At 69.4% G+C, this 17,093-nt stretch carries 14 protein-coding genes; 7 read left to right on the forward strand and 7 right to left on the reverse strand.

Annotated elements, in window-relative coordinates:
• Window position 1: 1 nt before the first annotated feature.
• The 5 genes from FHR82_RS25005 to FHR82_RS25025 all read right to left on the reverse strand — a co-directional run bounded on the left by FHR82_RS25005 (window position 2) and on the right by FHR82_RS25025 (window position 4,906).
• Window positions 2-2,017, reverse strand: coding sequence for a glycosyltransferase (locus tag FHR82_RS25005; protein ID WP_184812935.1), 2,016 nt, complete (start codon window positions 2,015-2,017; stop codon window positions 2-4).
• Window positions 2,011-2,166, reverse strand: a complete 156-nt coding sequence (locus FHR82_RS25010) for a hypothetical protein (protein WP_184812936.1) — start codon at window positions 2,164-2,166, stop codon at window positions 2,011-2,013. Before FHR82_RS25010 ends, FHR82_RS25005 begins: the two co-directional genes overlap by 7 nt.
• Complete coding sequence (locus FHR82_RS25015; RefSeq protein ID WP_184812937.1) at window positions 2,154-2,675, reverse strand: DUF998 domain-containing protein; 522 nt, start codon at window positions 2,673-2,675, stop codon at window positions 2,154-2,156. The genes FHR82_RS25010 and FHR82_RS25015 overlap by 13 nt, the downstream gene beginning before the upstream one ends.
• Window positions 2,676-2,741: 66 nt before the next feature.
• The gene (locus tag FHR82_RS47615) at window positions 2,742-4,217 is read right to left on the reverse strand and encodes a sensor histidine kinase (RefSeq protein WP_184812938.1); all 1,476 of its coding nucleotides are present in this window, start codon (window positions 4,215-4,217) and stop codon (window positions 2,742-2,744) included.
• The gene (locus FHR82_RS25025) at window positions 4,214-4,906 is read right to left on the reverse strand and encodes a response regulator transcription factor (RefSeq protein ID WP_184812939.1); all 693 of its coding nucleotides are present in this window, start codon (window positions 4,904-4,906) and stop codon (window positions 4,214-4,216) included. The genes FHR82_RS47615 and FHR82_RS25025 overlap by 4 nt, the downstream gene beginning before the upstream one ends.
• A 1,458-nt stretch (window positions 4,907-6,364) precedes the next feature.
• Between FHR82_RS25025 and FHR82_RS25030 the strand changes: the two genes are divergently transcribed.
• Window positions 6,365-9,034 (forward strand): NACHT domain-containing protein, encoded by a 2,670-nt coding sequence (locus FHR82_RS25030; RefSeq protein ID WP_184812940.1) that lies wholly within the window; start codon window positions 6,365-6,367, stop codon window positions 9,032-9,034.
• A 581-nt stretch (window positions 9,035-9,615) separates the two neighbouring features.
• Here FHR82_RS25030 and FHR82_RS46425 read toward each other — a convergent pair.
• Window positions 9,616-9,891 (reverse strand): PLP-dependent transferase, encoded by a 276-nt coding sequence (locus tag FHR82_RS46425; protein WP_376706442.1) that lies wholly within the window; start codon window positions 9,889-9,891, stop codon window positions 9,616-9,618.
• Window positions 9,866-10,501, reverse strand: coding sequence for an aminotransferase class V-fold PLP-dependent enzyme (locus FHR82_RS25035; protein WP_311771260.1), 636 nt, complete (start codon window positions 10,499-10,501; stop codon window positions 9,866-9,868). Before FHR82_RS25035 ends, FHR82_RS46425 begins: the two co-directional genes overlap by 26 nt.
• Window positions 10,502-10,569: 68 nt before the next feature.
• On the opposite strand from FHR82_RS25035, the gene FHR82_RS25040 reads away from it, so the two are divergent.
• From FHR82_RS25040 to fdhD, 6 genes are read left to right on the forward strand one after another with little or no spacing between them, the layout of a single operon-like run.
• Window positions 10,570-11,046 carry a hypothetical protein gene (locus tag FHR82_RS25040; protein ID WP_184812941.1) on the forward strand — a complete coding sequence of 159 codons (477 nt, stop codon included), beginning with the start codon at window positions 10,570-10,572 and terminating at the stop codon, window positions 11,044-11,046.
• Between the two features lie 26 nt (window positions 11,047-11,072).
• Window positions 11,073-11,558, forward strand: coding sequence for a formate dehydrogenase subunit gamma (locus tag FHR82_RS25045; protein ID WP_184812942.1), 486 nt, complete (start codon window positions 11,073-11,075; stop codon window positions 11,556-11,558).
• The gene (locus tag FHR82_RS25050) at window positions 11,555-13,084 is read left to right on the forward strand and encodes a formate dehydrogenase beta subunit (RefSeq protein WP_184812943.1); all 1,530 of its coding nucleotides are present in this window, start codon (window positions 11,555-11,557) and stop codon (window positions 13,082-13,084) included. Before FHR82_RS25045 ends, FHR82_RS25050 begins: the two co-directional genes overlap by 4 nt.
• Window positions 13,081-15,915, forward strand: coding sequence for a formate dehydrogenase subunit alpha (gene fdhF, locus FHR82_RS25055; RefSeq protein ID WP_184812944.1), 2,835 nt, complete (start codon window positions 13,081-13,083; stop codon window positions 15,913-15,915). Before FHR82_RS25050 ends, fdhF begins: the two co-directional genes overlap by 4 nt.
• The gene (locus tag FHR82_RS25060) at window positions 15,912-16,130 is read left to right on the forward strand and encodes a formate dehydrogenase subunit delta (protein ID WP_184812945.1); all 219 of its coding nucleotides are present in this window, start codon (window positions 15,912-15,914) and stop codon (window positions 16,128-16,130) included. The genes fdhF and FHR82_RS25060 overlap by 4 nt, the downstream gene beginning before the upstream one ends.
• Window positions 16,127-17,023 (forward strand): formate dehydrogenase accessory sulfurtransferase FdhD, encoded by an 897-nt coding sequence (gene fdhD, locus FHR82_RS25065; RefSeq protein ID WP_184812946.1) that lies wholly within the window; start codon window positions 16,127-16,129, stop codon window positions 17,021-17,023. Before FHR82_RS25060 ends, fdhD begins: the two co-directional genes overlap by 4 nt.
• The last annotated feature ends 70 nt before the right edge of the window (window positions 17,024-17,093 follow it).

A 17,093-nucleotide genomic window follows, 5' to 3' on the forward strand; every position in this document is an offset into this window, starting at 1 on the left:
CTCACCGCTGGCGGGCGGCGACCATCGGGCGTGCGGTGATGTCGAGGTAGACCCTTTCGAACTGGTCCAATGTGGACCCCAGGTCGTGGGCCGCGATCAGGTCCAGGCTCGCCTTTCCCATCGCCGTCCTGGTGTGCTCGTCTGCCAGGACCGCGGCGAGCGGCCTGGCCAGCTCGGTCACGTCGCCGGGTGGGTAGAGCCAGCCGTTGTGTCCTGGACGCACCAGGTGGGGGAGCGCCATCGCGTCTGCGGCGACGACCGGCTTGCCCGCCGCCATCGCCTCCATGGTCACGAGGCTTTGCAGCTCGGCGGTTCCTGGCATGCAGAACACGGCGCAGCGCCGGTAGGCCCGCACCAGTTCCTCGTCCGGGACGAAACCGTGGAACCGCACTCGGTCCGCGATGCCCAGCCGCGCGGCCAACGCGGCCAGCCGGTGGCGTTCGCTGCCGTCGCCGACGAGTTCGACGTGCACGTCCGGCAGCAGGGCGGCGGCCTCGAGTAGTTCGTGGACGTTCTTCTCCACGTCCAGCCTGCCCACGAACAACACGGCCGGCGCACTGGTGGGCTCCGGCGGGCCCGCGTAGTGCGCGCGGTCGATCCCGCAGGAGATCGCCACCACGGCCCGGTTCAGGCCGTTGCGCTCCAGCAGCTCGGCCGCACGGGGAGTCGGCGTCGTGCACACCGTCGCGCGGCCGAAGACCCGGGCCAGGTCGCGCCACGCCAGCCGGGCGAGGGGACGGTGGGTGAAGCGGGGCAGCGGACCGTAGCCGAGCAGGTTCTCGGGCATGAAGTGGTTGGTGGCGACCACCGGGACGCCCGCCGCCGTGGCGGTGCGGACCGCGCTGCGGCCGATGAGGAAGTGGGCCTGGGTGTGCACGACATCGGGCTCGATCTGGGCCAGCAACTCCGGTACGGCTTTCGACGCCCGCCACGGCGGGCAGAACCGGAACGTCGGGTGGAACGGCGTGCGCAGCGAACCGATCCGGTGCACCGTCACCCCGTCGGCTGTCTCGGTGAACGTCCGGCCGCCGGTCGACGGGCAGATGACGTGTACCTCGTGCCCTCGGCCGGCCAGTCCGGACGCCAGCCGGTACGCGAAGTTCGCCGCACCGTTGACATGCGGCGGGTAGGTGTCCGCGGTGATCGCGATGCGCGGTGGGCCCTCCCGGCGTTTCCGGCGGGCGGGCGCGGCGGGCTTGGTGGTCGCGGGTACCTCGCGGGCGAGGAGCACGAGCCCGGCCACGGCGACGGCGCCGGGCACGACCATGCCGGCGAGCTGGCCGAGCGTCATCTCGCCGTAGGCGAGGACGCCGATGAGGACCGCGCTGAGCGGGTCGACGATCGTGGTCGCGCCGACCACGACGGCGGCGGGTCCGCTGGCGTAGGCCTTGTGCAGCAGCCACACCCCAGCGGGGACCGCCGCCAGAGCCTCGGCGACCACGAGGACGGCCATGCCGCTGGACAGCGGTGCCATCGCCGCCGCCCGCACGAGTGCTGAGGTGAACCCGAACAGCACGGCGGTCGCGAGCGCGAGGAACAGGCATCGGGCCCGGTCCCTGGTGTACCGGGCCGCCACGGCCAGCGCGGCCGCGCCGAGCACGGCCCACTGTGCCGAAGCGAGGTCGGGTGCCGGCAGGGCGGCGTTCGTGGTCATGGCGGACAGCACGACGAAACCGGCCACGCCGGTCACGCTCATCACCAGCGCGGTGAGCACGGCACGGGTGAGCACGGTCCGCGCGAGCAGCACCGTGAGCACGAGGGTGAGCACGCCGATCGGCTGCACCACGGCGAGTGGTGCCATGGTGAGCGCGAGGACGTGCAGTACGGCACCCAGCCCGGCGAGCCCGATCCCGGCGTACCAGCCGGGGGTGCGCAGGATCGTCTGGACCGCGGACAGCCCCAGTGCCCGACCCTCCCGACCGGCGCTCGCCTGGTGGACGGCGCGGTGTTGCAGGTGGACGGTGCCGGCGAAACAACACGCACCGGCGGCGGCGAGGCCGATGGCCAGTGTCAGCATGGTTTTCTCTCCGTTCGCAGTACGGCGAGTGCCAGCTCGCCGAGCAGGACGAGGTAGACGACGAACAGGAGCCGCTCGGTGAGGCCGTGGAACAGCGGGCCGTCGTAGGACGACGGGAGGAACACCGGCACGTGGCTCAGCAGGAACACCGCGAGGCACCCCATGCCCAGCGGGTCTGCCGCCGCAGCCGTTCGGCGAGACCGCGGTGCGCCAGCTGGTGCTCGGCGTGCCGGGCGATGAGCCCGGCCGCGGCCGGCAGGCTGACGAACAACATCAGGCCCGCGTAGCGGTGGATCTCAGCGGAGAACGTCCACGGCGCGCCGGTAGGAGTGGTGGGGAAGAACGCGCACAGCGCCAGCCCCACACACCAGCAGCACGCCAGGACCACGACCGGCCGGGTTACGGGCAGCCCCGCCCTGGCCATACCGAACAGCAGATAGCCGGTGCCAGCGGCCAACATCAGCACACAGAAGGCGAAGCTGGCCGCGCCGTACAGGCCGTAGTCGCTGACCACCTGACGTACCGGGTCGACCTCGGCGCCCAGCACGACATGTAGGACGAGTGCGGTGAACACGGACAAGCCGAAGCAGGCGAGTGCGGCGGTCGCCCACACGTCCGCGTTGTCCCGCCGGGGACGAATCAGTTCGACGGAGTACACGATTCGACTGTCATGTCCCCGAATGAAAGAACACTAAGAGTGGCCGCCGAGCAGGTTAAGAAGTGCTCAGCGGGTCAACGGCAGCCGCACCCGCAGCTCCGCGCCGCCGCCCGGCGCCTCCCCGGCCACCACACTGCCCGCGTGTGCCTCGACGATCTGCGCCACGATCGCCAGCCCGAGCCCGGAACCAGGCATGGACCGAGCGGCGGTGGCCCGGTAGAAGCGTTCGAAGGCTTTCGGCCGGTCCTGCTCGTCGATCCCCGGTCCCTCGTCGCCGACGGCCAGCTCCACCTGTTCGTCTACCGGGGATAGTCGCACGTAGACGGTGCCGCCCGGTGGGCTCCACTTCGCGGCGTTGTCCAACAGGTTCAGCACCACACGCGACAACCCGCCCGGCTGGCCGGTCAGGTCCGCCGGCACGGTCGAGACGGCGAAGACGACTCGCGGCCACCGGGCGCGGGCGCGGATGACGGCGCCGCCGACCACGTCGGCCAGGTCCAGGGGCTCGAACGGCTCCGGGTCGGTGTTCTCCGCGGCCAGCTCGACCAGCTCGGTCGTGAGGGTGGTCAGCTCCGCTGCCTGCACCCCGAGATCCCGCAGCAGCCGGGCACGGTCCTCCTGCGAGAGCACCTTGCCCGAGTTGAGCTGCTCGTCAGCGTAGGAGAGCAGCTCGACGTTGTTGCGCAGGCTCGTCAACGGGGTCCGCAGCTCGTGGCCGGCGTCCTGCACGAGCTGCTGCTGGGCGGCCTTCGACGCGCCGAGAGCGACCAGCATGCGGTTGAACGCCGTGGCGAGCCGGGCGATCTCGTCCCGCCCGTCCACGGGGATCGCGCTGTCCAGGTCCTGGGTCCTGGCCACCTTCTCCACGGCACCCGTGAGCCGGTGGACCGGCCGCAGGCCTGCCCGTGCGACACCCCAGCCGACCAGGCCCGCGAGGCCGGCGCCGGAGAGCCCGATCATGGTGAGGAGGAACTGGAGATCGTCGAGGGTTCCCTCGATGCCGGTGACCCGCCGTGCGACCTGGACCGCGCCATCGTCTCGGGGGACTGTGCTCACGCGGTAGAACGTGTCAGGGCCGGCGTCGGCGAGATCCTGGCCACTGCCGCTCGCCGCGACGTGGGCAGCCTGGGCGGCCACCGGCCCCAACCACATCGACCCCGCGCTGCTCGACACCGGCTTCCCGTCGGCATCGAGGAACCGGACGACGACGGGTGGCGGTGTGCCGGCCACCTCGAGCATCCGCCTGGCCTCCGGTGGCAGTTCCTCGATGTCCTCCCGCCAGTCGCTCGGCAGCTCATCGAGCGCGTGCATGGCCCGCAGCGCCTCGTCGGGCGTAGCCGCCCGCGCTGCCGTGTCCGTGTCGGCGCGCAGCTGGACGGCCAGGTTCCCGTACATCCGGATGTGCATCAGCCACCAGCCCGCGAGGGACACGACGACCACCGCGAGCGCGACCCCGAACGCGGAGAGCACCGCGACCCGCGCACGCAGGCTGAGCTTGTGCCGTCCCCACCTGCCCAGGCGGGTGCCCACGCGGAGCCTCACAGCGGTTCCTCGCGCAGGACGTAGCCGACGCCGCGGACGGTGTGCAGGAGCCTGCTGTTGCCGTCGGACTCCAGCTTCCGGCGCAGGTAGCCGAGGTAGACGTCGAGGCTGTTGGAGCTGCTGCCGAAGTCGAAGCCCCAGACCTGTTCGAAGAGGACGGTCCTGGTGAGCACCTGCCGAGGGTGGCGCAGGAACAGTTCGAGGATCGCGAACTCGGTCCTGGTGAGCCGGAGCTGTCGGCCCGCGCGCACCACCTCCCGGGTTGCTGGGTTCAGCGTGAGATCGTCGAACCGCAGGTCCGAGGAGGGCGTGGCCGTGTCCACCTCGTACCGCGCGCGCCGCAGCAGTGCTCGCACCCGCGCGAGCAGCTCCTGGAGGGCGAACGGTTTGGCGAGGTAGTCGTCCGCGCCGGCGTCCAGGCCCGCGACGCGCGCGGTGACGTCCCGCCGGGCGGTGAGCATCAGCACCGGCACGAGGTTCCCCTCCGCCCGCAGCCGACGACAGGTTTCCAGCCCGTCGAGCACGGGCATCGTGACGTCGAGGATGACCCCGTCCGGACGGCGCTCCCGGATGACATCGAGCGCCTCCTTCCCGTCCTTGGCGATCGTCACGTCGTAACCCTCGAACCGGAGGGTGCGCGACAAGGAGTCACACACCGCGTCCTCGTCGTCCGCGATCACGATCAGCACCCCACCACCTCCGCTGCCGATTGTTCGGGATCAGGGGCGTGATGGCCCGATGGGGCACTAAGAATCGATTAAGAACGCGGTGCGTGCCGGCCGGTCATCAGCTCCGCACGTCAGCAGCACTGCTCGCCGCGACGGCCGGACGCGCGAATCTGCGAAAGCGCCCCAGCGCCTACCGTTCGAGTGATCATTCCGTTCTGCCTGGTTCGGGTTCTCCACGCCGCCGTCCGGTCACCAGACGAGGACGGCGGGCTCGCGGGCGCGAGGGCTGGAGTTGATGACGCGGCTGGGTTTCGATCGTTTCGCCGTGCAGCACGGTGACATTGATGCGGGCAACGCGCCGGAGGTCGCGCGGCGCGTTCGGCGGGTACGTCTTCAAGCTGCCCGACGACATGCTCCCGACCTGCTAGAGCAGGACCGCGTGCGCAGGGTCGCTGAGTTCGTGGGCGACGAGTTCGGCTAACTGCCCCGGCCGGATCTGCTTGGCGCGATGGCCGCCGACGTCCGGTCACACAGCTGCCCTCCGGTTATGGGCAGCTCAAGGCGTGGACCCCGCCCGGCCGACGTGCTGCCGGCGGACGTTGTCAGCGCTGGGGTTCCGCGACAAGCCCACCCCGGCACAACTGCTCACAGTGTTCGCGTACGTGTTGCCGCCATATGCCGGGCTTCTGACCGTACGTGGCCGCCGGGACGCGGTGCTTCGTGAGACTCGAGCAGTTCATCTGTGATGAAGGAAAAGGAGAAAATCGGGAGAGTTCACTATGCCGTTGATGAGGTAAACTACGATCAACGGACCTGAGCTGCTCTGCTTTGCGCAGGGGATTCTTTATTTCCGCAGGTCAGGGAATTGCGATAATGACGTTGCAAGTCAAGGAATCGTGGTAACGGCGCTGACGGCCAAGTCCACTTGTCGTTTGGTAAAGGGGTCGCCTCTTCGGGTGTGTGTCTGCGCGGAGCGTCGAGATCCTACATCGTATCGCGTCATCGGCTCATCAAATGACTGCTGTCGGTGAGAGGGTGTCCTCGAGGTCGTCGGCCGACCGGTCGGCCTTTGGCGGGATCAGCAGGACGATGGCGGCGACGAGCGCCGCGGCGGCAACGGCCAGCCCGGCCTGTACCCCAGCGCGGCGGCCCGCGCTCTGCCGGACACGGCGTCCAGGGGCGATGAGACCGCCACATGGTCCGGCCCCGGCCGGCGGGCGTATCCGACGACCCCGGTGCGGTGTCGGTGCTGGCGCTGCCGTTGCGGCGGCGTTCGCGGTCGCTGGCCTCGGCCAGCTGGTGCCGGGCGGCGTAAGCTGATCGAGCTCCTCCTCGGACGCGCCGAGCTTCACAAGGAGAGCGTGGAACGTGGTCACGTCACTCAGCAGGGCACTCTTCCAACCGTGCTCCATTGGTGCTTTCGGGTCTTTCTGACGAAGATTCAGCATCCGGTGCTGCCCGAAGGGCTTCGATGGGCAGATGTCCGTGGAAGCCGGGTTGATCGTCCTGGGCACAGCCGCTGTTCGAGCGGCCACGAAGCTGTGGCTCGGTGACCATGCGATCGCGGCGGAGGTCGGTGGTGCCGCGGTCGACCACCTGGTCGGCCAGCTGACGAAAGAACGGGATAGGCGTAAGTTCAAGCGGCTCATGGAGGACTTCGCGGAAGCGGTGGTTGACCGGATCGAACCCATCCTCGACACCGAGTTCCGCACCTTGCCGGAGCACGAACAGCTCGCGGCGATCGACGCGGTGCGTGACACCTTCGACAAGGCCTCCCTGGCCGATGACGACCTGTTCGCGGCCGACCTCGACGCCGGGCACCTGGACCGCCTGGTCCGGCGCCGCGCCCCGCGCCAGAGCGCGCTGCTGTCAGCCGACGGCACGGCCCTCTACGACCTCCTGCTGCGGGAGTGCTGCGGCTACGTCATCGAGATCTCGCGCGGGCTGCCCGCGTTCTCGGCGAACGCGCTCACCGAGCTGCTGCGCCGGGACCGGGAGATGCTCGACGGCATCCGGGAGGTGCTGGCCCGCCTGCCACAACGAGACCGCAGCGCGGGCTTTGACTACGACTACCGCCAGCTCGTCGCACGCAAGCTCGACCACGTCGAGATGTTCGGCGTGACGCTGGCGGACGCGAGCCGCCGGTACCCGCTGTCGGTGGCCTACATCAGCCTGACCGCATCCACGGACGGGCTCGGGCCGGTGCACCGCGTCGAGGACCTGCTCGCAGGCACGCAGCGGATCTTCATCCGCGGTGAGGCCGGGCTCGGGAAGACGACCTTGCTGCAGTGGATCGCGGTACGCAGCGCGCTCAGCGACTTCCCCGCACAGCTCACGGACTGGAACGGGACGGTGCCGTTCTTCATCCCACTGCGCCGGTACGCGAGCCGGGATCTGCCCGCACCCGAGCACTTCCTCGACGAGGTCGGCAGGTACATCGCGGACGAGATGCCGGCCGGCTGGGTCCAGGCCAAGCTCCGGGACGGCAGCGCAGTGCTGTTGATCGACGGGGTGGACGAGCTCGCCGCCGGCCGCCGGGAGGAGACGCGGGCCTGGTTGCGCGACCTGGTCGGCGTGTTCCCGAAGATCAGGGTGATCGTCACCTCCCGGCCGGCCGGGGCGCCGCCGCAGTGGCTGCGCGATGCCGGGTTCTCGGTGATGGACCTGCAACAGATGAGCCGCGGGGACGTGCGGCTGTTCGTGGCGCGGTGGCACAGCGCCATCCGGTTGGGGTGCGTAGACGACGAGTCGCGACAGGCCCTCCACAGCTACGAGACAGCCTTGCTCGGGCTGCTGGAAAGCCGTGGTCATCTGCGGAAGCTCGCCGGGTACCCCTTGCTGTGCGCGTTGTTGTGCGCGCTGCACCAGGACCGCCGGGCGACATTGCCCTCCAACCGGATGGAGCTGTACGAGGTTGCTTTGCAGATGTTGCTGGAGCGGCGGGATGTCGAACGCAAGATCGGGACGATCGAGGGCCTGGGCCGGACCGAGAAGCTGTTGCTGCTGGCCGACCTCGCGTACTGGCTCATCCGCAACGGGTACACGGATGTCGACGTGCCCAGGGCGACGTACCGGATCTCCCAGCGGCTGCACCTCATGCCTCAGGTCAAGGCGAGCATCCAGGACGTCTACCGGCACCTGCTCGAACGGTCCGGTCTGTTGCGCGAGCCGGTCGAGGGCCGGATCGACTTCGTGCACCGAACGTTCCAGGAGTACCTGGCCGCGCTGGACGCCATGAACACCGACGACGTCGGCACTGTCGTCCAGAACGGTCACCTCGACCAGTGGCACGAAGTCGTGGTGATGGCGGTCGGCCACGCGTCCAAGAAACAACGCGAGGAGTTGCTGGGCCGGCTGCTGGAACGAGGCGACCTGCACCTGCTCGTGCTCGCGTCCCTGGAGACCGCTCCCGAGCTGGACGCCGACCTGCGCCGCGAGATCCAGGCGAAGACCTCGCGTCTCCTGCCGCCTGCCTCGATGCCCAAGGCGAAGGCGATCGCGGCTGCGGGCGAGTACGTACTCGACCTGCTGGCGTCCTGCCAGCCGCAAACCATCGACGAGCTGACCGCGACGATCCGTGCGCTGGCCGAGACGCGCCTCGAGGAGGCACTGCCGGTGATCGCACGATTCGCATCAGACCCACGCAGGCGTGTGTTCGAGGAGATCCTTCATTGCGTGTCCCTTTTCGACGAACAGGAGTACGGTGAAACGGTTCTCGCGAAGTCGACCCTGACACAGCTCGCGGTGCACGAGGATTACACGCTCATGGCGGCACGCTACATGTCCACTCTGAGACAGCTCGAACTGCACCACTTCGACCACGCACCGGAATCCGCGCACAACTACTCGCGGCTCCAGCCGGTGTCGACCCTGCGGCTCTTCGGATGGCCGGAGCAGGATCTCGCCGTGATCGGCACGAGGTTTCGCCTGGCCTCCCTCGGGATCTACCACATGGAGCTCGACGATCTGACCGCGCTGGACTTCGTGGAGTCGGTGGCCGAGATACGGTTCGAAGGTGGCACGTTGTCCTCGTTCGCCGGGGTGGAGCGGTGGCGGGAGTCCCTGCAGAAGGTTGTCGTCGTCGGTTCTCGGGCCACTCATATGGCGCTGGCGGACCTCAGGCGCCGCATGCCCCACCTGAAGGTCTGACGTGGACGTCCGGCGCGGCAGTCGACGGCGATCCAGTTCTCTCCCAGGTGGTGCCGCCGTACATCGACGTGGTGAGCAGTCCGTCGCGGGGGTTGACGAACGTCAGGCTCCAACGGCGCGCCTGGAGCTCGTAGGCCGTATGTTGCGGCCCTTGATCCGGCCTCGTCGAGTTTTGTGGCCAGGCGACGAAGGTCGTCTATGAGAACGACAGCGAAACCGAGTTGCCTACGACGCCCTCGGTCGCTCGGCTGAGGTGTGGCTGCTCAACCGGCCAGGTCGGGCCACGCCAACGGCAACTACAAGTACTGCTACCCGATCCGCAACAACGGTCCAATCGTGGTCAGCACGAAGAAGCTCGCCCCAGCGGCATCTCTGCAGGTCATCCGCCGCGCCGGTCACGCAGTCGCGAGTTCGCATCTGACGCGATCGGCGATCCTCTACCGGCGCTGTCCCGGATTCAACTGTCCCGAGTTCTCGACCATGATCGCGCGTCACGTAGGCGACGTGCCTCTCTGGGCTGGCGACACCTGTAAGGCGGCACGCGAGGCGGCTATGAAGCTGCCGAGGATCGGTGGCCGGGATCAGCCTGTGCCGTTCCGGGGCGTCAGTGCTTGGTGCAGGTCGGCGATGAGGTCGTCGGCGTCTTCGAGTCCGGTGGAGAGGCGGACCATGCTGTCGGCGATGCCGCGGCGGGCTCGGTCGGTGGGGTCGAGGCCGTGGTGAGTGGTGGTAATGGGTTGCGTGACAAGGCTTTCCGCGCCGCCGAGGCTGGCGGCGATGCTGAACACACGGAGTCGGTCGACCACGGCCGCGGCCGCGGTGGCGATGGCGTCACCGTCGACGAGGAAGCTGAGCATGCCACCGTGGCCGCGCATCTGGGTTTTGACGATGGCGGCTTGGTCGCCGCTGGCCAGGCCGGGGGTAGTTGACCTGGGTGACACGGGGATGCTCGGCCAGGTATTCAGCGACGGCGGTGGCGGCGACGTTCTGTGCTCGGACGCGGACGACGAGGGTGCGGATGCTGCGGGCGAGCAGTGATGCGATTTCGGGGGCGATGACCTGGCCGAGGTTCTTGCGCCAGCCGGCGATCGGGGTGAGCAGTTCGGCGGGGCCGGCGACGGCTCCGGCGGTGAGGTCGCTGTGGCCGCCGAGGTATTTGGTGGCGGAGTGGATGACCAAGTCGGCGCCGTGGTGCAGCGGGTTCTGGTTGACCGGGGTGGCGAAAGTGTTGTCCACCAAGACCAGGGCCCCGGCTTTGTGGGTGTGGGCGGTGATCGCGGCGATGTCGAAGATGTCGAGGTCGGGGTTGGACGGGGTTTCGAAGAACACGATCCGGGTGCGGTCGGTGAGCACGTCCGGTAGCTGGTCGGTTTCGCCGGCGGTGAGGAAGGTGGTCTCGATTCCGAGCCGGGGCAGGTTCTCGCCGAGTAGTTCGAAGGTGCCGCCGTAGACGTCGCCCAGGCACACGATGTGTTCGCCGGTTTTGATGTGGGACAGGAAGGTCGCGGCTTCGGCGGCCGCTCACCGTCACCGGAGTGCTCGCCGCGTTGATGCCGGCGCCCTTCGTGTGGTGGGCCGGACGCGACCCCCAACCTCTCCATGCGTCGCCCGTTCACCACATCCACCATCTCGACGGCCTTGACGAGGCACCGCACGTCGAGCCGGCCGCGCCGGTTCGTCGTGGGTCCGGTGCCGCGCGTGAGCCGCAGCACTTCCAGGCGCGCCCGGCGGAGGTGGACCAGCTGCTGCGGCTCGCCGATTCGGGCGAGGTCGCCGTGATCGGCGCGGTCACCGGGCAGCGCGGGGTGGGCAAGACCCAGGTAGCCGGGGTGTATGCGCGGCGACGGATCGCCGCGGGATGGTCGGTCGCGTGGATTCCAGGGACGCCAGTCCTCACTGGTGCCCTCCACGTTGCCATCAGAGCGGAGTGCGGCCACCGGGTCTGTCCGCAGACGTCCGAGTGTCATAGACGTGGCTTATCAGCTGATCGTAAAGTTTGCTTTGATCTGTAGCAGCACAGAATGACACAGTCGACGTCATGACGACCGACGTCTCTGGCCTAACGAGGGTGCGAGCTGACCGCGTACGCGGGATCGCCGTGGGGTTGCGGCACCTGCGGGGCCCGCTGCTCCCGATCTTGCATGCCGTCCAGCGGGATCTTGGTTACATCGATGCCGTGGATGTGCCCGTGATCGCGGATGTGCTGAACCTGTCGGTGGCTGAGGTGCACGGGGTCGTGACGTTCTACCACGACTTCCGCCGCGGCCCCGGTGGTCGGGTCATGGTGCGGGTGTGCCGTGCGGAGGCTTGCCAGGCGGTGGGTGCGGAGGCGCTCGCCGAGCACGCCACGCGGCGTCTGGGGGTCGGGTTCGGGGGGACGACCGCGGATGCCGCCGTCACGCTCGAAGAGACCTTCTGCCTCGGCAACTGCGCGCTCGGGCCGTCCGTGCAGGTGGACGAACGGGTGCACGGCCGGGTGAGCCCGGCACGGTTGGACGCGCTGCTCGCCGAGGCCGGCCGGTGACGGGGCCGGTGCGGGTGTTCGTGCCCCGTGACTCCGCGGCCCGTTCGGTGGGTGCCGATGCGGTGGCCGAACGCATCCGGGCGGTGGCAGGGCGGGAGGTCGAGGTCGTCCGGACCGGTTCGCGGGGGATGTTGTGGCTGGAGCCGTTGGTCGAGGTGGCGACCCCGGCGGGTCGGGTGGGGTACGGGCCAGTCGCGCCGGAGGACGTCGACGGGCTGGTCGCGGCGGGGCTGCTCGACGGGCGGGGCGAGAGCCTCGGGTTGGTCGAGGACCTGGCGTGGATGCGCCGCCAACAGCGGGTGACGTTCGCCCGGGTGGGGGTGGTCGACCCGCGTTCCGCTGCGGATTTCGAGGCGCATGGCGGTTGTGCCGGGCTGCGGGCCGCGCTGGCGAAGTCACCCGCTGAGGTGGTCGAGGAGGTCGTGGAGTCGGGTCTGCGTGGCCGTGGCGGGGCCGGTTTCCCGACGGGTGTCAAGTGGCGCACCGTGCTCGGCGCGGCGGCGGACGTCAAGTTCGTGTGCTGCAACGCCGATGAGGGCGATTCCGGGACGTTCGCCGACCGGATGTTGATCGAAGGTGACCCGTTCACGCTCATCGAGGGCATGACGATCGCCGCCTACGCGGTCGGTGCCCGCGAGGGCTACGTCTACGTGCGGTCGGAGTATCCGGACGCCGTCGTAGCACTCGAGGCGGCCATCGCCTTGGCGCGGGAACGCGGCTGGCTCGGCGAGCGCGTCCTGGGCTCCGACCTCGCGTTCGACCTGCACGTGCGGGTCGGTGCGGGCGCGTACATCTGCGGCGAGGAGACCGCGATGCTGGAGAGCCTGGAGGGCAAGCGCGGGATGGTCCGCGCCAAGCCGCCGATCCCCGCGCTGGCGGGCTTGTTCGGGCGCCCGACCGTGGTCAACAACGTGCTCTCGCTCGCCTCGGTACCCGCGATCCTCGCCGACGGTGCTGCCGCCTACGCCGCGCTCGGGACCGGCCGCTCCCGGGGCACCAGCGTGTTCCAGCTCGGTGGCAACGTTGCCCGCGGCGGGATCGTCGAGACCCCGTTCGGCATCACGCTCGGCGAGCTCGTCAACGACCTCGGCGGCGGCACGGCATCCGGCCGCCCCGTGCGGGCCATGCAGGTGGGTGGCCCGCTCGGCGCGTACGTACCGGTGTCCCAGTTCGACCTGCCGATGGACTACGAGGCGTTCGCCGAGGCGGGCGCCATGCTCGGCCACGGCGGTGTGGTCGTGTTCGACGACACCGTGGACATGGCCGCGATGGCACGGTTCGCCTTCTCGTTCTGCGCCAAGGAGTCGTGCGGCAAGTGCACGCCCTGCCGGGTCGGCTCCGTGCGCGGCGTCGAAACGATCGACCGCATCCGCGCCGGCGTCGACCGGGAGAAGAACCTCGTGCTGCTCGACGAGCTGTGCGAGCTGATGACCGACGGGTCGCTGTGCGCGATGGGCGGGCTCACCCCCATGCCCGTGCGCAGCGCTGTCCGCTACTTCGACGAGGATTTCGAGGGCGCATCATGAGCCTGCTCAAGGAACCCGACTACGGCACGCCCGCCCGCGAGGGCGCGGCCACCGTCGAGCTGACGATCGACGGGATGGCGGTCACCGTGCCACCGGGTACGTCGGTGATGCGCGCGGCCGCGCAGGCCGGGGCGGCGGTGCCGAAACTGTGCGCCACCGACAGCCTCGAGGCGTTCGGGTCGTGCCGGCTGTGCGTTGTCGAGATCGACGGGGCCAGGGGCACGCCCGCCTCGTGCACGACGCCGGTCGCGCCCGGGATGGTCGTGCGCACGCAGACCGAGCGGGTGGGCAGGCTGCGCCGCGGGATCATGGAGCTCTACATCTCCGACCACCCGCTCGACTGCCTGACCTGTTCGGCCAACGGCGACTGCGAACTGCAGGACATGGCCGGCGTCACCGGGCTGCGCGAGGTGCGCTACGGCTCCGGCGTGGACGCCGGCGCCAACCACCTGGACGCGCCGAAGGACACTTCGAACCCCTACTTCGACTTCGACGCGTCCAAGTGCATCGTGTGCTCGCGCTGCGTACGTGCCTGCGACGAGGTGCAGGGCACCCTCGCGCTGACGATCGACGGCCGCGGGTTCGACTCGACGGTCGCCGCGGGCGCCGGGGTGCCGTTCATGGAGTCGGACTGCGTGTCCTGCGGCGCGTGTGTGCAGGCCTGCCCGACCGCGACCCTGCAGGAGAAATCGGTCGTGGAGCTCGGGATGCCGACCCGCAGCGTGCTGACCACCTGCGCGTACTGCGGTGTCGGCTGCTCGTTCAAGGCGGAGCTGCGCGGGGACGAGCTGGTCCGGATGGTCCCGTACAAGGACGGGGGCGCGAACGAGGGACACTCGTGCGTCAAGGGCCGGTTCGCGTTCGGCTACGCCAGCCACCCCGACCGCGTGCTCGCCCCGATGGTCCGGGACTCGATCGCCGACGAGTGGCGCGAGGTCTCCTGGGAGGACGCGATCGGGTTCACCGCACGCCGGCTGCGCGAGATCCAGGCTGAGCACGGAACGGGCTCGATCGGCGCCATCACCTCGTCACGCACGACGAACGAAGAGGTCTACGTCGTCCAGAAGATGGTGCGCGCCGTCTTCGGCAACAACAACGTCGACACCTGCGCCCGCGTCTGCCACTCGCCGACCGGCTACGGGCTCAAGCAGACGTTCGGCACCTCGGCCGGCACGCAGGACTTCAAGTCGGTGGCGAACGCCGACGTGATCCTGGTGATCGGCGCGAACCCGACCGACGGGCACCCGGTGTTCGCCTCGCGGATGAAGCGCAGGCTGCGCCAGGGCGCGAAGCTGATCGTGGTCGACCCACGGCGCATCGACCTCGTGCGGTCCCCGCACATCGAGGCCGCCCACCACCTCCAGCTCGCCCCCGGCACGAACGTCGCCGTGGTCAACGCGTTCGCGCACGTGGTCGTCACCGAAGAGCTGGTCGACCGCGAGTTCGTCGCGGACCGCTGCGAGGGCTTCGCGGAGTGGACCGAGTTCATCGCCCGCCCCGAGCACAGCCCCGAGGCCGTCGAGGAGATCACCGGCGTCCCGGCCGGGGAACTGCGTGCGGCGGCCAGGCTCTACGCGACCGGGGGCAATGCCGCCATCTACTACGGCCTCGGCGTCACCGAGCACAGCCAGGGCTCCACGATGGTCATGGGCATGGCCAACCTCGCGATGGCCACCGGCAACATCGGCCGCGACGGCGTCGGTGTGAACCCGCTGCGCGGGCAGAACAACGTGCAGGGTTCCTGCGACATGGGTTCCTTCCCGCACGAGCTGCCCGGCTACCGGCACGTCGCCGACGACGACGTGCGGGGGATCTACGAGCACCTGTGGGGCGTCGACCTGCGGGACGAGCCGGGGCTGCGCATCCCGAACATGTTCGACGCCGCGGTCGACGGCTCGTTCCGGGCGCTGTTCGTGCACGGCGAGGACATCGCCCAGTCCGACCCGAACACCCAGCACGTGCACGCCGCGCTCGCCGCGCTCGACCTGCTCGTCGTCCAGGACCTGTTCGTCAACGAGACCGCGAAGTTCGCCCACGTGCTGCTGCCCGGAACCTCGTTCCTGGAGAAGGACGGCACGTTCACCAACGCCGAGCGGCGGATCAACCGCGTCCGCCCGGTCATGGCGCCGAGCACCGGCAAGCACGAATGGCAGATCATCTGCGAGATCTCCCAGGCGATGGGCTACCCGATGCACTACGAGTCCGCCGCCCAGATCATGGACGAGATCGCGCTCACCACCCCAACCTTCGCCGGCGTCTCCTTCGCACACCTCGACAAGGTCGGCAGCGTGCAGTGGCCGTGCAACGAGGCCGCCCCCGACGGCACACCGATCATGCACAAGGACGGGTTCGTGCGTGGCAAGGGCCGGTTCGTCGAGACCGTGTACGTGCCGACCCGTGAACGCAGCACCCGGAAGTTCCCGCTGATCCTCACCACCGGCCGCATCCTGACCCAGTACAACGTGGGCGCCCAGACCCGCCGCACAGCCAACGTCGCCTGGCACCCGGAAGACCTGCTCGAACTGCACCCGCACGACGCCGAGGTGCGCGGCATCCGCGACGGCGACATGGTGGTGTTGTCCAGCCGTGTCGGGCGCACCACGCTCCGGGCGGTCCTGTCCGACCGCATGCCGGTCGGTGTCTGCTACACGACGTTCCACCACCCGGTGACCGGAGCCAACGTGATCACCACCGAGAACTCGGACTGGGCCACCAACTGCCCGGAGTACAAGGTCACCGCCGTGCAGGTGGCACTCACACCGGAACAGGCTTCGATACACGAAAAGCCGGCCGAACGCCCCGTCACGGCGACCGAACGGGCGCGGACATGAGCACGACGACAGTGCCCCCGCACGTGCGGCTGGCCAACGACATCGCCGTCCAGTTCCACCACCACACCCCGAACCGGGCTGCTACCGAGATCGCCGAACACATCCGCTCGTACTGGGAGAAGCGCATGAAAGAGGCGCTTCTGGCGCACATCGACGCGGGCGGCGCGGGCCTGGACGAACTTGCCGTCCGAGCGGCGAAGCTGCTGCGACCATGACAGGCCGGCTGATCGCCAGGAAACCGGTACTGCGGCTGACCCCGGACGGAGCCCGCCGCAGGCCGGACGCCCTCGCCGTCGAGGAACCACTCGAACTCCGGGTCGCCGGGCGCGCCCTGGCCGTGACAATGCGAACACCCGGCCACGACGTCGAGCTCGCGCACGGGTTCCTGCTCACCGAAGGCGTGATCGCCCACGCCGCCCACGTCCGCGACGCGCGCTACTGCAACTCCCGCGACGACAACGGCCGCAACACCTACAACGTGCTCGACATCGGACTCGCCGCAGGCATGCCCGCTCCCGATGTCGGGGTCGAACGCAACTTCTACACGACCTCCTCCTGTGGAGTGTGCGGCAAGGCATCCCTCGACGCCGTACGACAGCGGACCCGGCACTCACCCCGCGCAGACCCGCTCCGCGTCGCGTTCGACGTCCTCGCCGCCCTGCCCGAACTCCTGCGCGAGCACCAACGGGTCTTCGACCGCACCGGCGGGTTGCACGCCGCCGGCCTGTTCACCGCGTCCGGCGAGGCGCTCGTGGTCCGGGAGGACGTCGGCCGGCACAACGCCGTGGACAAGGTGCTCGGCTGGGCCCTGCTGCAAGGACGGGTACCAGCCACCGGCAGCGTCCTCGTCGTCTCCGGACGGGCCTCCTTCGAACTCGTCCAGAAGGCGGTGATGGCAGGCGTCCCCATGCTCGCCGCCGTGTCAGCGCCGTCATCGCTGGCGGTTGAACTCGCCGAAGACACCGGACTCACCCTGGCCGGCTTCGTCCGCGACCGCTCCATGAACGCCTACACCCACACCGACCGCATCGTCACCACCGCCACCACGCTGCAGGCGTCAACGCCCAGCCCGCCCAGCTGCATCAACAACGCCACCGCGCCCACGTAGAACACAACCCGCGCCGTCTGGTCTTGATGGTCAGAAGACGCGTGCCGCCCTCCATGCATGAACAGATACC

The organism is Actinophytocola algeriensis (assembly GCF_014203735.1).
Lineage (GTDB): Bacteria > Actinomycetota > Actinomycetes > Mycobacteriales > Pseudonocardiaceae > Actinophytocola > Actinophytocola algeriensis.

What these genes read in the sequence shown, in the direction of transcription:
- fdhF (WP_184812944.1), top strand. Translation starts at nt 13,081, where the DNA reads ATGAGCCTGCTCAAGGAACCCGACTACGGCACGCCCGCCCGCGAGGGC.
- FHR82_RS25060 (WP_184812945.1), top strand. Translation starts at nt 15,912, where the DNA reads ATGAGCACGACGACAGTGCCCCCGCACGTGCGGCTGGCCAACGACATC.
- FHR82_RS25005 (WP_184812935.1), bottom strand. Translation starts at nt 2,017, where the DNA reads ATGCTGACACTGGCCATCGGCCTCGCCGCCGCCGGTGCGTGTTGTTTC.
- fdhD (WP_184812946.1), top strand. Translation starts at nt 16,127, where the DNA reads ATGACAGGCCGGCTGATCGCCAGGAAACCGGTACTGCGGCTGACCCCG.
- FHR82_RS46425 (WP_376706442.1), bottom strand. Translation starts at nt 9,891, where the DNA reads ATGCTCAGCTTCCTCGTCGACGGTGACGCCATCGCCACCGCGGCCGCG.
- FHR82_RS25045 (WP_184812942.1), top strand. Translation starts at nt 11,073, where the DNA reads ATGACGACCGACGTCTCTGGCCTAACGAGGGTGCGAGCTGACCGCGTA.
- FHR82_RS25030 (WP_184812940.1), top strand. Translation starts at nt 6,365, where the DNA reads ATGTCCGTGGAAGCCGGGTTGATCGTCCTGGGCACAGCCGCTGTTCGA.